Origin of the sequence: Pantoea sp. LS15, assembly GCF_012241585.1 — a bacterium.
In the GTDB taxonomy this organism is placed as follows: Bacteria; Pseudomonadota; Gammaproteobacteria; order Enterobacterales; family Enterobacteriaceae; genus Enterobacter.
The window spans coordinates 26,445-40,443 of sequence record NZ_JAAVXA010000011.1 but is presented as its reverse complement, the minus strand read 5'-3'; the positions used below and the strand labels follow the sequence as shown (position 1 = coordinate 40,443).

The window sequence follows — 13,999 nt, the reverse complement described above, 5'->3', positions numbered from 1 at the left end:
TCAATTTCCTGCAAGCTGATGGAGCGCGGTAATGACGCGGGTTGTGTCGTCATGAGTCATGTCCGGGAAAAGAGGGAGAGAACAAATACGCGCGCTATTCCATTCTGAATTCGGGAGCGATACATCAGGAAAACGCTCGCGGTAGTATTTTTGGGTGTGAGCCGCGCGGAAATGGAGGCCGGTACCGATGCCTTTCTCTTTCAGCGCTGCCATCAGGTTATCGCGTGAAATCCCGCAGCGAGCTTCATCAACACGAATGATAAACAGATGCCAGGCGTGCACATGCGGCCATGACGGAATAGTGAGTGGCTGGAACGGGGTATCGGCAAGCTCCCGCAGGTAGCGTTCAGCAATTTCCTGGCGACGTTTGTTGGCTTCTTTCAGTTTGCCCAACTGCACCAGCGCCAGCGCGGCGTTAATATCCGCCAGGTTGTATTTATAGCCCGGGGAAATCACTTCTGCCTGCGGAGCGCGACCGTGCGTCTGGCGGTCATACGCGTCGACACCCAGACCGTGGAATTTCAGGCTGCGGATCCGCTGTGCCAGTTGGGCATTGTCCGTGACGACTAAGCCGCCTTCTGCACAGGTCATATTTTTAATGGCGTGGAAAGAGAAAATCGCTGTTCCCTTCCAGCCTACATGACGGTCTTTGTAGTAAGTACCGGCAGCATGGGCCGCATCTTCAATTACCGGAATACCATGGCGTTCGCCAATGGCGTGGATGGCGTCGATTTCACACGGCGCGCCGGCATAATGAACGGGAATAATCGCTTTGGTACGCGGAGTGATGGCAGCTTCAACCGCTTCGGGTGTCACCATCAAGGTATCTTTGTCCACATCAATCATTACCGGCGTTGCACCCAGTAACACGATCATATTCAGTGTGGAGACCCAGGTCTGGGAAGGAGTAATGACTTCATCACCCGGGCCAATATCCAGCGCCATCAGCGTGACATGCATTCCTGCTGTTGCAGAACAAACGGCAATTGCATGCTTGTTCCCGGTAAGTTGACAGAATGCCTCTTCAAGTTCCTGATTCTTAGGCCCCGTGGTGATCCAGCCCGACATCAAAACGTCCTGAAGTGCCGCAATTTCCTCAGCGCCCATCGACGGCCGCGAAAAAGGCAGAAAATCACTCATTATTAATTTCCTTGCAATAAAAATGGCATGTTTTTGATATTAACCAAATGCCAGTCCGTTTATTTCAACGAACCATAAACTCATATCAAAGTAGCTCTCTTTCCTTAGGGAAAAATTAAGACAACATTTACAACGTTATAAGACAACTAGCAGTCATTTAAAAAACAACAAGTTAAATTAATATTAAATATTTTTAATGTGATCTCTCGCAACATTTTGAAATGAATTCATTTAAACCAATCATCAACAAACAAAAAAAATCCCGGCTATTCCAAAATAATATGAAATAGCCGGGAACTTTTCTTTTTAGTTAATTGTCGCGCTTATTATAGGTTTTCTGGAAAGTTTTTGGGTAATTCGCTGGCTGCGCAGGGCAACGCCGCTTCACCTGATTGTTAAGCGCTCCCTCGCCCCGCTTGATGAGCAGGTCGAAACGCTATTGCGCCTTTTTAGCCAGGAGCCGTCATCATCACCTGCTACGCTTTAAGGTCCGAACGTTAAAACGATAGGGAGCAGATGATGAAAATCGACTTTGCGGGAAAAGTGGCGCTGGTAACTGCCTCAACCGGTGGGATCGGGTTCGCTATTGCCAGAGGTCTGGCGGAAAGTGGTGCGGAAGTGATCGTCAATGGCCGTAGCACGGAATCAGTAAATAAAGGCATTCAACAGCTCCAGCAGGTAGTGCCTGGCGTACAGGTGCGTGCCGCGATTGCCGATCTCAGCACAGCAGAAGGGGTTAAAGCGCTTCTGAAGGTCGCGGGCAACGTCGATATCCTAGTCAACAACGCCGGGATTTACGGACCGCAGGATTTCTACGCCACCGACGATGAGACCTGGGAACGTTACTGGCAGACCAACGTGATGTCCGGCGTGCGCCTCTCCCGCGCCTTACTGCCGGGCATGGTGCAGAAAGGCTGGGGACGCGTGGTATTTATTTCCTCCGAGTCGGCCTGCAATATCCCGGTGGATATGATCCACTACGGCGTGACCAAAACGGCACAGCTTTCGCTGGCGCGCGGCCTGGCGAAGTTCGTGGCGGGAAGTGGTGTGACGGTCAACAGCGTGTTGCCAGGGCCGACGATGTCTGACGGTTTCGCCGAAATGATGAAAGATGAAATCGAAAAAACCGGCAAATCGCTGGAACAGCTGGCGAAAGAGTTTGTGATGGCCAACCGCCCCAGCTCGGTTATCCAGCGTGCGGCCACGGTTGAAGAGGTGGCCAATATGGTGATTTATGTCTGTTCGACCCAGGCCTCCGCCACCTCGGGCGCGGCATTGCGCGTCGATGGCGGCGTCGTGGATGACATCATTTAATGTCGTCAGGCCGTACTGCCTGCGACCCGACGGGCAGTAATGTAGTGTTCTTGCCAGTAGTCATCCGTCAGGGTGGAGACCGTTACTCCCTGGCTACTTGAGGCGTGAATAAACTGGCTATTGCCAATATAAACGCCAACGTGCTTGCGGTTCGGTCCCGTCTGGAAGAACACCAGGTCTCCTGCCTTCAGGCGATATTGCGCCACCTGCACACCGCGATGGATCTGTTCGCTCGTCGTGCGAGGTAAATTAAGGTGTGCCGCTTCGCTGAACAGATGTTGCATCAGTGCGGAGCAATCCACTCCGCGATGCGTGGTTCCGCCCCACTGATAGTGAGTCCCCTTCCACTTCTGGTATTGATCGAGAATGCGCGAGCGTAGCGGGCCTGTTTCCTGGTGAAACAGAGCCGATTTCGCTGGCGATACTGCAAATGCGCTGTTCATCGAAATCATGGACGCGGGCAGTTGAAAACTGAATGCAGAAAATGAAGCAAAACTTAACGTGAGGATTGAAATAAGCGATCTGAACGTCATATCTAAAAAAGGATCTGAGAGTGAATTATTCCTTACCTGTGAGGGCCAATGTTCCCCCGAAAAATCTTTCAATGCGGCGATAATATAGGCAGGTCATTTTTTCACCAATCTTTATGGTGACCAAAATTGGACTCATTTCAGATCGCAAGATCGAGAAAAAAGTGGTTGTGATGTAAGGACTGTCCAGGTAAAGCAGGTAAACTGATCAACAGAATGTGTATTTCAGCTAAGACGTATTTATGACCAATATGATTGCCGACGAGACGGTGGCAAAATCCAACGTGCTCTCTGTCTTTGACTTTGATGGAACATTAACGCACCACGACAGCTTTATCCCTTTCCTGCGTTTTGCCTTTGGTAAACGTTACTTCGCGGGCCGTCTGGTGCGTATGGCGCTGCCAACGCTCCACTGCGTTCGCCGCAAGCTGACGCGCGATGAACTGAAGGAAGTGCTGATTAAAACGTTCCTGACAGGCGTGGATGAGCACTGGTTACGCCAGCAGGCGGAAGCCTTTTGCGAAAAATACTGGAACAAGCTGATGCGCCCGGAAGGGGTTCTGGCGGTGGCGGCTGAGGTGAACTCCGGTGCAGAAGTAACGATCTGTTCCGCGTCTCCTGCGCTGGTGCTGCAGCCGTGGGCTGACAAACTTGGCATTAAGTTAATTGGCACGCAGCTGGAAGTGAAAAACGGTAAGCTGACAGGACGTATCACGGGCAATAACTGCCGCTGTGCTCAGAAAGTGGCAAGGCTGGAAAAGGTGTATGGCGATCTCAACGCGTATCACCTGCGCGCCTGGGGGGACACCCGTGGCGATCACGAACTGCTGGCAGCCGCGCAGGATCCACACTGGCGACATTTCCATCACCCGCGTAAGCGCCGGAATTCACCGATTAAGTAACCTTTTCTCCCTCTCCTGCATGGAGAGGGAGAAAAGCGGTGCATCAGGCCTCACGTTTCCCAGGGAACATCACACTCGCAATAATGCCCAACGCCAGCACGCCTAATACCACAAACAGGCTGGCCGTCGCGCCAATGCTGTAACCATGATGCCAGAAGTGGTCGGTTGCATTCAGACCCAGCTTGAAGGCCACGAAGAACAGCAACAACACCACGGCTTTCTCAAGGTGCACCAGATACTGTTTCAGCGCTTCCAGTACGAAATAGAGCGTACGCAGGCCGAGAATGGCGAACATCATGGCGCTATAGATAATCAGCGGTTCACGGCTAACGGCAATAATCGCCGGGACCGAGTCAAAGGCGAACATTACGTCAGAAAGCTCCACAACCGCCACGCAGAGCAGCAGTGGTGTTGCGTAGCGCTTGGCCTTCTTAACACGCCCAACCATCACATCCTGGTTTTCCGGTTTTTCAAGCTCAGCATCGACCTCTTTCTGGGTCAAAATAAAGGCATTGCTGCTGATTTTCGGCCAGACAGGATAGAAGCGTTTCACCAGACGATAAGCGAGATGACCGGAGTAATCTTCCACCTCGTCACTCTCTTCATTGCGTTTGAGCATCATCACCGCTGTCCAGCCGACGACTAGCGCGAAAATCACTTCGACGTAAGGTCCAAGACTCAGCAGGCTGGTACCAATGGCCACGAAGATGCCACGGAATACAATCGCGCCGAGCACACCCCAGTAAAGTACGCGATGACGATACTTATCCGGCACACCAAACCAGGCAAAAATGGCCATCATTACAAACAGGTTATCGACAGAGAGCACCTCTTCAAGGGCGTAACCCGTGAGGAACAGACTTGCCATCTCTGCACCGTGGTGAACATACAAGAATCCGGCGAACGCCATTGCCATCATGACCCAGAACAGGGACCACATGGCGGCACTTTTGAGCGAGATCGGTTTATCGTGACGGTGCATAAAGAGGTCGATAAACATCGCCCCAACGGCCATCACAACAAAGACAACAACGGTTTCAGTCGGGAAACCAAGATGAGCAGCAGACATACACAACACCATACAAACTGACATAAGCCAGTAACAGAAAAAGATCGTTACTTTAGCACACCCGTTGTTCAGGCGCTCATGCCACGCAAACGCTGCAGTACCGCCACCAGAACCGCCACAGACCAGCCTACCATCAGTGCGCCCACTAGCCCTTCCACACCACCGATGAGCCGCCAGTGCTCGGGTAACGTGACGTCGCCGTAGCCGACAGTGGCGTAACTGACCAGTGAAAAGTAGAAACTGGTGTTCCAGTCATTAAATGCATCAATGACAAAATAAAACGCCGCAAATAGCCCGGCTTCAAGAAGATGGGCGAAAATCATGGAGATTACGATGCCGACATTACGTAAAACAATACGTACCGCAGAATCGACTTCTAACTTAATGAATTTGAGAACGATAAACATCCACAGTGAATGGATAACCACAGTAAGGCTAAGCAAAATAATAATGCTGAGTATCTGCATGATGTGTGCTCTGACCAATAGGAATACGGCCCCGCGAACGCAGCGGGGCACCTGGTCGAAGCTTAGTTGAATGGACGGAAAAAGTTGGTGCAATAATTGCGGGGCGTGATTATTTCTCTGCCAGCGCCTGAGCACACGCCCAGGCACTTGCCCATGCCCACTGGAAGTTGTACCCGCCAAGCCAGCCGGTCACATCCATCACTTCGCCAATAAAATAGAGTCCCGGTACGTTGCGCGCTTCCATGGTGCGGGAAGAAAGTTCATTCGTGTCGACCCCGCCCAGCGTGACTTCTGCAGTGCGGTAGCCTTCCGTGCCGTTTGGCTGTACGCGCCAGTTTGTCAGGGTCTCAACCAGCATCTCCTGCTCACGGCTGTTAAGCTGCTTGAGCGAAACATCCGGGATCTGACCAAGCACCTGCAAACATTCCACCAGACGCTTCGGCAGCTGCATTGCCAGGGTGTTTTTCAGGCTCTGATTCGGGTGCGCAGTACGTTGCTCGTTGAGGAACGCGTCCAGATCGCAGTCCGGTACCAGGTTCACAGTGACAAACTCTCCCGGCTGCCAGTAACTGGAGATCTGCAGTACTGCCGGGCCGGAGAGGCCACGATGGGTGAAGAGCAGGTTTTCGCGGAATACCGTACCGTCTTCGGCGGTGATGACAGACGGAACCGAGACGCCAGAAAGTGTCTGGAGTTGTTCCAGCAGCGGTTTATGCAGCGTAAACGGCACCAAACCCGCACGCGTTGGCAGCACCTTCAGGCCGAACTGCTCGGCAATCTTGTAGCCAAACGGCGAGGCACCCAGACCCGGCATAGAAAGACCACCGCTGGCGATCACCAGGCTATCGGCGCTGACGGTTTCACCGTTGAGTTGCAGCGTGTAACCTTGCTCATCGCGCGCAACGTCCAGCACTTCCGTGCGCAGGCGCATCGTTACACCACCCTTCTCGCACTCGGCCACCAGCATATCGACAATCTGCTGCGCGGAATCATCGCAGAACAGCTGGCCCAACGTCTTCTCATGCCACGCAATTCCATGCTTCCCAACGAGGTCGATAAAATCCCACTGGGTGTAACGTGCCAGTGCAGATTTGCAAAAATGACGGTTTTGGCTCAAATAGGCCGCGGGTTCAACATACAGATTCGTAAAGTTGCAGCGCCCGCCGCCAGACATCAGGATCTTACGGCCTGGCTTTTTACCGTTATCCAGCAGCAGCACGCGACGACCCGCCTGTCCGGCCATCGCCGCACAAAACATACCCGCCGCACCGGCGCCAATTACCACGGCATCAAACCTTTCCACGTCAAAACCCTCTTTGTTAACTGCCGCGGATTGTAAAGTTTCCTCTGTGGTCACACCAGCGTAAAAAGATATTACAAAGCCATTTCATTGAAATTTAAAGAATATCCTTTCAGGCACTTTTCTCAAATCAGGTGGTATGTCAAAAAAAGTCTATATTTCACTTTGCCCGCCGTGCATTTGTCCTGGATAATGCGCCGCGTTCATGTCCTCAAAATGGCGTAACGTCCTATGCTACATTTGTTTGCCGGCCTGGATTTACATACCGGGCTTTTATTATTGCTTGCTCTGGTTTTTGTACTGTTTTACGAAGCGATCAACGGCTTCCACGACACTGCAAACGCAGTAGCGACGGTTATCTACACTCGCGCAATGCGATCGCAACTGGCGGTCGTTATGGCGGCGGTATTTAACTTTTTTGGTGTCCTTCTGGGTGGACTGAGCGTTGCGTATGCGATTGTGCATATGCTGCCAACGGATCTGCTACTTAACGTAAGTTCTGGCCATGGCCTCGCTATGGTGTTCTCAATGCTGCTTGCTGCAATTATCTGGAACCTCGGTACCTGGTATTTCGGCCTGCCTGCATCCAGTTCTCACACTCTCATTGGCGCGATTATCGGTATCGGGTTAACTAACGCCCTGATGACCGGTACATCGGTTGTTGATGCGCTGAACCTTCCTAAAGTACTGGGTATTTTCGGCTCTCTGATCATCTCCCCTATTGTGGGTCTGGTGGTTGCAGGCGGATTAATTTTCATCCTGCGTCGTTACTGGAGCAACACGAAAAAGCGCTCCCGTATTCACCTGACTCCGGCCGAGCGTGAGAAGAAAGACGGTAAGAAAAAACCGCCATTCTGGACACGTATCGCTCTGATCATTTCAGCAATCGGCGTGGCTTTCTCACACGGTGCGAACGATGGTCAGAAAGGCATTGGTCTGGTGATGCTGGTTCTGATTGGCGTTGCGCCAGCAGGTTTCGTGGTTAACATGAATGCCTCCGGATACGAAATCACCCGTACCCGTGATGCGGTGAACAACGTCGAAATCTATTTCCAGCAGCATCCTGATCTTCTGAAGAAAGCGACCGGCGTTGACCAGTTGATTCCTTCTCCGGAAGCGGGTGCCACCACTGTGCCAGGCGAGTTCCATTGCCATCCGGCTAATGCGATTAACGCGCTGGAACGTGCGAAAGGTATGCTGGGTACTATCGAGAGTTATGACAAACTGACCGTTGAGCAGCGTGGTCAGCTACGTCGCATTATGCTGTGCATCTCTGATGTGACAGATAAAGTGGCGAAGCTGCCTGACGTGAGTACTGACGACAAGCGTCTGCTGAAGAAACTGAAAAGCGATATGCTCAACACCATTGAGTACGCGCCAATCTGGATCATCATGGCTGTCGCGCTGGCACTCGGTATCGGTACGATGATTGGCTGGCGTCGTGTGGCGACCACCATCGGCGAGAAGATCGGTAAGAAAGGCATGACCTATGCGCAGGGTATGTCCGCGCAGATGACGGCAGCTGTGTCTATCGGTCTGGCGAGCTATACCGGTATGCCAGTGTCTACCACCCACGTACTCTCCTCGTCCGTGGCAGGTACCATGATTGTTGACGGTGGCGGTCTGCAGCGCAAAACCGTAACCAACATTCTGATGGCCTGGGTATTCACCCTCCCGGCCTCTATCCTGTTGTCTGGCGGTTTGTACTGGATTTCGCTGAAGCTGATCTAATCAGTTGAAGGCGACAAAAAAGCGGGTCAGGAAACTGACCCGCTTTTTTTTGGAACCAACGCAATATCCTGGAAGGAATAGACGATGCCATTCAAAACGGCTATTAAATGGATTCATCGCCTTGTTACCGTTTCGCTTTTGGCGCTGGTCATTGGTTTTCTCTGGTTAAACCACCAGCCCAGTCAGCAAAAGAGCGATGAGCTACAGCGCGTTTATAAATTATCTGATAGCGTCTGGCTCTATATGACCGTGAACAATCAGGGTGGCGCAACCGTGCCAACAATCTACCGTTACTACCTCTCGGGGGAAATATCAGGGAATGATGCCGACGTTATCCATCAGCTTGCTATGAAGCATCCTGTTATTGAAGGTACAGGCACGATTACCGCTGCCAGTATGGATACAAACGGGGAAGTGAAAATTACCTATAGCGGGAAAGTTATCTCAATTCAGGACAATATCTCAAATCTCCGGTTCTCAGTTACGCCCTGAACCAGATGAAATCAGGCGGGGCTTACCCCGCCTGCTGTGAAGCTCAATGCCAAATCATCAATGCAACCATACTGACCACGACCAGACCACATAAGGCGCTGGTCAAAATGAACTGACGACGCAGGCGCTCGCAACGACGGATAAACTCTTCATCGTGATGATCGCGGTAGCGCTGGTAGTAGATGTATCCCACCAGACGCATCTGTTTGCTGGGCTGTCCATGCGAGGTGAAGAAACCTCCACCGTCCACATACTGATAAAGCAACGGATCGCAACCACGAAGTACCACCAACAGCGCACGTAACGATGAGAAGTAGCGCGCCATATTCACTATGCAAACCACACATAGCGCCCAAAACAATGCGACGGTGCTAATCATACATCCTCCCCGGCGTCCGCCCACGAAGCAAGGCTTCTGAGCTACCGCACCCCAATGCCCTGACAGACAGTTCAGTGAAAGAATGACCAAAAATCGATCCGGTTCGCATTTTAAAATCCGAACGGCTCATTAAATAGTGTAGGAGATCCGTTAATTTTTTTGCCACAAGGTTAATCGTTATCAACACCAAAGCTTGAAAAATATGTTTAACTGGGCCGTAATGAATGTATCAGACGACGGCATTCTCGTATTAGTCATCGATAACTTAAGGAAGGAGTAACACTATGGCTTACAAACACATTCTCATCGCGGTAGACCTCTCCCCGGAGAGCAAAGTACTGGTTGATAAAGCAGTATCCATGGCGCGTCCCTACAACGCGAAAGTTTCCCTGATTCACGTTGATGTGAATTACTCCGACCTCTATACCGGTCTGATCGACGTCAATCTCGGCGATATGCAGAAACGCATCTCCGAAGAGACTCACCACGCTCTGAGCGAACTGTCGACTAACGCAGGTTATCCGATCACCGAAACCTTAAGCGGTAGCGGCGACCTGGGTCAGGTGCTGGTCGATGCGATTAAGAAATACGATATGGATCTGGTGGTATGCGGTCACCACCAGGACTTCTGGAGCAAGCTGATGTCTTCAGCGCGCCAGCTGATTAACACCGTTCACGTGGATATGTTGATTGTTCCACTGCGTGACGAAGAAGACGAGTAAGTGCGTTAAATTCCCCTCCCCCTAACCCTCTCCCGGCGGGAGAGGGAATAGATCGAGGACACAGGCCGGGTAAGGCGAAGCCGCCACCCGGCTTTTTTTATTCCGGCGTACCGGCATAAATATCAAACCGGTGCCCTTTGGTGGTCACCGCATTGGTCGTCGCAACGTCCGCCAGCGGCGGCGCATAGTCAGGGCGTTTTACCACCACACGCTTCGTCGCTAACTGGCGAGCAGGCCCCAGCAAACCATCTGCATCCAGGTCCGGTCCCACCAGCGACTGAAACACACGCATCTCTTTCTTCACCAGCGCACTTTTCTGCTTATGCGGGAACATCGGATCAAGATAGACCACCTGCGGGCGCGGAGTGATATCGGTCAGCGCCGTCAGGCTGGAGGCGTGGATCAGTTGCAAACGCTCCTGCAACCACGGGCCGATTTCCGGGTCTGCATAGCCACGCACCAGACCGTCGTCGAGTAGTGCGGCCACCACCGGATTCCGTTCCAGCATCCGCACATGACAACCCACGGATGCCAGCACAAACGCATCACGCCCTAACCCCGCCGTGGCATCCACCACATCCGGCAGATAGCTCCCTTTGATACCGACCGCTTTGGCAACCGCTTCACCACGACCGCCGCCAAACTTACGTCGGTGTGCCATAGCACCGCCGACAAAGTCGACAAAAATGCCGCCGAGTTTCGGTTCGTCGCGCTTACGTAATTCGAGATGCTCTGGCGTCATCACCAGCGCCATCAGGTTTTCATCATCGTGCTCCAGCCCCCAGCGGGCGGCCAGAACAGATAAGGCGCCGTCTCCGGCGCCTGTTTCATCGACTAAGCAGATCTTCACGTAACAATCAGCCTTTAATCCCGTAATGCTCAAGCATCGCATCCAACTGTGGCTCGCGGCCACGGAAGCGTTTGAACAGCTCCATCGGCTCTTCAGAACCTCCGCGGGTCAGGATGTTATCGAGGAACGACTGGCCCGTTTCGCGGTTAAAAATCCCTTCTTCTTCGAAGCGAGAGAAGGCATCTGCCGCCAGCACGTCGGCCCACAGGTAGCTATAGTAACCTGCCGCGTAGCCGCCTGCGAAGATGTGGCTGAACGCGTGCGGGAAGCGGCCCCAGGTTGGCCCAGGAATGACGGCAACCTGCTTTTTAATCTCAGCCAGAGTCTCGAGGATTTTAGCCCCCTGCTCCGGGCTGAACTCGGCGTGCAGGCGGAAATCAAACAGGCCGAATTCCAGCTGACGCAGGATAAACATCGCCGCCTGGTAGTTTTTCGCCGCCAGCATTTTATCCAGCAGTTCTTTCGGCAGCGGTTCGCCGGTCTCATAGTGACCAGAGATAAACGCCAGCGCGTCCGGCTCCCAGCACCAGTTTTCCATAAACTGGCTTGGCAGTTCGACCGCATCCCATGGCACACCGCTGATCCCGGCCACGCCTGCGGTTTCGATGCGGGTCAGCATATGGTGCAGACCGTGACCAAACTCGTGGAACAGGGTGATCACTTCGTCGTGGGTAAACAGCGCAGGTTTACCATTCACCGGACGATTGAAGTTACAGGTCAGGTAGGCGACCGGTTTCTGCAGGGAACCATCCGCTTTACGCATCTGTCCCACACAGTCATCCATCCACGCACCGCCGCGTTTGTTTTCACGCGCATAGAGATCGAGGTAGAAACTGCCGCGCAGTTCGTTCTTCTCGTCATACAGTTCGAAGAAACGCACGTCCGGATGCCAGACGTCAATGTCGGTACGTTCTTTCGCGGTGATGCCATAGATGCGCTTAACCACTTCGAACAGACCGTTAACGGCTTTATTTTCCGGGAAGTAAGGACGCAGTTGCTCATCGCTGATGCTATAGAGGTGCTGCTTCTGTTTTTCGCTGTAGTACGCGATATCCCACGGCTGCAGCTCATCCACGCCGAACTCCGCCTTCGCGAAAGCACGCAGTTGGGCCAGTTCTTTCTCACCCTGAGGACGGGCGCGTTTGGCCAGGTCGGTCAGAAAATCGAGTACCTGCTGCGGGTTTTCCGCCATTTTGGTGGCAAGGGATTTATCGGCATAGTTTTCAAAGCCCAGCAATTGCGCCAGCTCGTGACGCAACGCCAGGATTTCTGCCATCACCGGGCTGTTGTCCCATTTACCGGCATTCGGCCCCTGGTCGGAGGCGCGGGTGCTGTAAGCGCGGTACATCTCTTCACGCAACGCCTGGTTGTCGCAGTAGGTCATGACCGGCAGATAGCTCGGGATATCCAGGGTTAACAGGAAACCCTCCTGCTCTTTCGCTTCGGCCTGGGCTTTTGCCGCCGCCAGCGCGCTTTCCGGCATGCCCGTCAGCTCGGCTTCGTCGGTAATCAGCTTCGTCCAGCCCATGGTGGCATCGAGCACATTGTTGCTGTATTGGTTGCCCAGTTCAGACAGACGCGCGGCAATTTCACCGTAGCGGGTCTGCTTCTCTTTTGGCAGACCAATCCCGGACAGTTCAAATTCACGCAGGGCGTTATCGACCACTTTTTTCTGCGCCGTGTTCAGTTCGGCGTAGTGGTCGCCATCACGCAGGTCGCGGTAGGCCTTGTAGAGCCCTTCGTGCTGGCCGACCCAGGTGCTGTACTCGGAGCGCAGCGGCAGCGTCTGTTCATAGGCTTCGCGCAGCTCCAGGCTGTCTTTTACCGAGTTCAGGTGGCTTATCGGGGAGAGGATACGCCCCAGCACGTCGCCCACTTCGTCCAGCGGCTGACACAGATTTTCCCAGCTGTACGGCGCGCCCTGCGCTACCACGCTTTCTACCGCCGCGCGACAGTTGTCCAGCGATTGCGTAACGGCTGGAACCACATGCTCAGGGAGGATTTTAGAAAATGGCGGCAACGAAAAAGGCGTCAGTAATGGATTGGTCATAAACGCTGTCCTGTTGAATAAGATGAATGAAGCGCGCATCCGGCGCTGTGCATATGGTCCAGTAATGGGGTTAAGTGTAGAGGATTTCAATGGCTGCGCTTACCGTGCCGACGGGTAATCTGTGCCGTTCTGCTGTAAACTGTGGCAAATCGTCATTTCAGCGGAATTTCATTACCCATGCTCAGTTATCGCCACAGCTTTCACGCAGGCAACCACGCCGACGTCCTCAAACACACCGTTCAGAGTCTGATCATCGAATCACTCAAAGAGAAAGAGAAGCCGTTTCTCTATCTGGACACCCACGCGGGCGCGGGGCGCTATCAGCTGAGCGGCGAACACGCCGAGCGTACCGGTGAATATCTGGAAGGGATCGCCCGCATCTGGCAGCAGGACGATCTGCCCGCCGAGCTGGAGCCGTATATCGGCGTGGTGAACCATTTCAACCGCAACGGCCAGCTGCGCTACTACCCTGGTTCTCCGCTGATTGCCCGTCAACTGCTGCGCGAGCAGGACAGCATCCAGTTGACCGAGCTGCACCCAAGTGATTTCCCGCTGTTGCGCGCTGAATTCCAGAAAGATAACCGCGCTCGCGTGGAAAAAGCCGATGGCTATCAGCAGCTGAAAGCCAAATTGCCACCGGTTTCCCGTCGTGGCCTGGTGCTGATCGACCCGCCGTACGAAATCAAAACCGACTATCAGGCAGTGGTGACCGGTATCCACGAAGGTTACAAACGCTTTGCGACTGGTACTTATGCCCTGTGGTATCCAGTAGTACTGCGCGCGCAAATCAAACGCATGATCAAAGACCTGGAAGCGACCGGCATCCGCAAAATTCTGCAGATTGAACTGGCAGTACGCCCGGACAGCGACCAGCGCGGCATGACCGCCTCCGGTATGATTGTCATCAACCCACCGTGGAAGCTCGAAGCGCAAATGAACAACGTGCTGCCATGGCTGCACAAAACGCTGGTACCGGCCGGGACAGGACATGCCACCGTCAGTTGGATCGTGCCTGAGTAATCACAGCCATCGGTGGAAACTATTGATTTCAGG

14 protein-coding genes and 1 pseudogene are annotated in these 13,999 nt (G+C 53.2%); 7 read left to right on the top strand and 8 right to left on the bottom strand.

Features of this window, described 5'->3' with window-relative positions; translation table 11 throughout:
• A complete protein-coding gene (gene arnB / locus HED65_RS15980) occupies positions 1–1,140 on the bottom strand; it encodes a UDP-4-amino-4-deoxy-L-arabinose aminotransferase (protein WP_114979302.1) in 1,140 nt (379 codons plus the stop codon).
• Between the two features lie 364 nt (positions 1,141–1,504).
• On the opposite strand from arnB, the pseudogene HED65_RS22730 reads away from it, so the two are divergent.
• Together HED65_RS22730 and HED65_RS15970 are read left to right on the top strand one after the other, a co-directional pair.
• Positions 1,505–1,627, top strand: a pseudogene (locus tag HED65_RS22730) (LysR family transcriptional regulator); the annotation flags it as partial.
• Between the two features lie 32 nt (positions 1,628–1,659).
• Positions 1,660–2,454, top strand: a complete 795-nt coding sequence (locus HED65_RS15970; protein WP_114979301.1) for an SDR family NAD(P)-dependent oxidoreductase — start codon at positions 1,660–1,662, stop codon at positions 2,452–2,454.
• A gap of 5 nt (positions 2,455–2,459) precedes the next feature.
• Here the strand turns inward: HED65_RS15970 and HED65_RS15965 are convergent, their stop codons facing one another.
• Positions 2,460–2,987 carry an NlpC/P60 family protein gene (locus tag HED65_RS15965; RefSeq protein WP_114979300.1) on the bottom strand — a complete coding sequence of 176 codons (528 nt, stop codon included), beginning with the start codon at positions 2,985–2,987 and terminating at the stop codon, positions 2,460–2,462.
• 239 nt (positions 2,988–3,226) lie between these two features.
• On the opposite strand from HED65_RS15965, the gene HED65_RS15960 reads away from it, so the two are divergent.
• Positions 3,227–3,886, top strand: coding sequence for an HAD family hydrolase (locus HED65_RS15960; RefSeq protein ID WP_114979299.1), 660 nt, complete (start codon positions 3,227–3,229; stop codon positions 3,884–3,886).
• Between the two features lie 43 nt (positions 3,887–3,929).
• Here the strand turns inward: HED65_RS15960 and HED65_RS15955 are convergent, their stop codons facing one another.
• From HED65_RS15955 to HED65_RS15945, 3 genes are all read right to left on the bottom strand, one after another.
• Positions 3,930–4,955: a TerC/Alx family metal homeostasis membrane protein gene (locus HED65_RS15955; RefSeq protein ID WP_028018065.1), complete on the bottom strand. Its 1,026-nt coding sequence runs from the start codon at positions 4,953–4,955 to the stop codon at positions 3,930–3,932.
• A 68-nt stretch (positions 4,956–5,023) separates the two neighbouring features.
• Complete coding sequence (locus tag HED65_RS15950) at positions 5,024–5,422, bottom strand: potassium channel family protein (RefSeq protein ID WP_114979298.1); 399 nt, start codon at positions 5,420–5,422, stop codon at positions 5,024–5,026.
• A 109-nt stretch (positions 5,423–5,531) separates the two neighbouring features.
• The gene (locus HED65_RS15945) at positions 5,532–6,725 is read right to left on the bottom strand and encodes a BaiN/RdsA family NAD(P)/FAD-dependent oxidoreductase (RefSeq protein ID WP_114979382.1); all 1,194 of its coding nucleotides are present in this window, start codon (positions 6,723–6,725) and stop codon (positions 5,532–5,534) included.
• A gap of 228 nt (positions 6,726–6,953) precedes the next feature.
• Here HED65_RS15945 and pitA point away from each other — a divergent pair, with 228 nt between their 5' ends.
• Complete coding sequence (gene pitA, locus HED65_RS15940; RefSeq protein WP_114979297.1) at positions 6,954–8,453, top strand: inorganic phosphate transporter PitA; 1,500 nt, start codon at positions 6,954–6,956, stop codon at positions 8,451–8,453.
• 84 nt (positions 8,454–8,537) lie between these two features.
• Positions 8,538–8,945: a hypothetical protein gene (locus HED65_RS15935; protein ID WP_114979296.1), complete on the top strand. Its 408-nt coding sequence runs from the start codon at positions 8,538–8,540 to the stop codon at positions 8,943–8,945.
• A 43-nt stretch (positions 8,946–8,988) separates the two neighbouring features.
• On the opposite strand, the gene uspB is transcribed toward HED65_RS15935, so the two are convergent.
• On the bottom strand, positions 8,989–9,324 hold the full coding sequence (gene uspB, locus HED65_RS15930) for a universal stress protein UspB (RefSeq protein ID WP_028018336.1): 336 nt from the start codon (positions 9,322–9,324) through the stop codon (positions 8,989–8,991).
• Positions 9,325–9,608: 284 nt separating this feature from the next.
• Here uspB and uspA point away from each other — a divergent pair, with 284 nt between their 5' ends.
• A complete protein-coding gene (uspA, locus tag HED65_RS15925; protein WP_003861223.1) occupies positions 9,609–10,046 on the top strand; it encodes a universal stress protein UspA in 438 nt (145 codons plus the stop codon).
• Positions 10,047–10,143: 97 nt separating this feature from the next.
• On the opposite strand, the gene rsmJ is transcribed toward uspA, so the two are convergent.
• Both rsmJ and prlC read right to left on the bottom strand, forming a co-directional pair.
• Entirely contained in the window at positions 10,144–10,896 is a 753-nt protein-coding gene (gene rsmJ, locus HED65_RS15920) for a 16S rRNA (guanine(1516)-N(2))-methyltransferase RsmJ (RefSeq protein WP_049005596.1), read from the bottom strand.
• A gap of 7 nt (positions 10,897–10,903) precedes the next feature.
• Positions 10,904–12,946, bottom strand: a complete 2,043-nt coding sequence (gene prlC / locus HED65_RS15915) for an oligopeptidase A (RefSeq protein ID WP_114979294.1) — start codon at positions 12,944–12,946, stop codon at positions 10,904–10,906.
• Between the two features lie 177 nt (positions 12,947–13,123).
• Here prlC and HED65_RS15910 point away from each other — a divergent pair, with 177 nt between their 5' ends.
• Positions 13,124–13,966, top strand: coding sequence for a 23S rRNA (adenine(2030)-N(6))-methyltransferase RlmJ (locus HED65_RS15910; RefSeq protein ID WP_114979293.1), 843 nt, complete (start codon positions 13,124–13,126; stop codon positions 13,964–13,966).
• The last annotated feature ends 33 nt before the right edge of the window (positions 13,967–13,999 follow it).

Coding starts and splice junctions, on each gene's coding strand:
- arnB (WP_114979302.1), bottom strand. CDS start 1,140: ATGAGTGATTTTCTGCCTTTTTCGCGGCCGTCGATGGGCGCTGAGGAA.
- HED65_RS15970 (WP_114979301.1), top strand. CDS start 1,660: ATGAAAATCGACTTTGCGGGAAAAGTGGCGCTGGTAACTGCCTCAACC.
- HED65_RS15965 (WP_114979300.1), bottom strand. CDS start 2,987: ATGACGTTCAGATCGCTTATTTCAATCCTCACGTTAAGTTTTGCTTCA.
- HED65_RS15960 (WP_114979299.1), top strand. CDS start 3,227: ATGACCAATATGATTGCCGACGAGACGGTGGCAAAATCCAACGTGCTC.
- HED65_RS15955 (WP_028018065.1), bottom strand. CDS start 4,955: ATGTCTGCTGCTCATCTTGGTTTCCCGACTGAAACCGTTGTTGTCTTT.
- HED65_RS15950 (WP_114979298.1), bottom strand. CDS start 5,422: ATGCAGATACTCAGCATTATTATTTTGCTTAGCCTTACTGTGGTTATC.
- pitA (WP_114979297.1), top strand. CDS start 6,954: ATGCTACATTTGTTTGCCGGCCTGGATTTACATACCGGGCTTTTATTA.
- HED65_RS15935 (WP_114979296.1), top strand. CDS start 8,538: ATGCCATTCAAAACGGCTATTAAATGGATTCATCGCCTTGTTACCGTT.
- uspB (WP_028018336.1), bottom strand. CDS start 9,324: ATGATTAGCACCGTCGCATTGTTTTGGGCGCTATGTGTGGTTTGCATA.
- uspA (WP_003861223.1), top strand. CDS start 9,609: ATGGCTTACAAACACATTCTCATCGCGGTAGACCTCTCCCCGGAGAGC.
- prlC (WP_114979294.1), bottom strand. CDS start 12,946: ATGACCAATCCATTACTGACGCCTTTTTCGTTGCCGCCATTTTCTAAA.
- HED65_RS15910 (WP_114979293.1), top strand. CDS start 13,124: ATGCTCAGTTATCGCCACAGCTTTCACGCAGGCAACCACGCCGACGTC.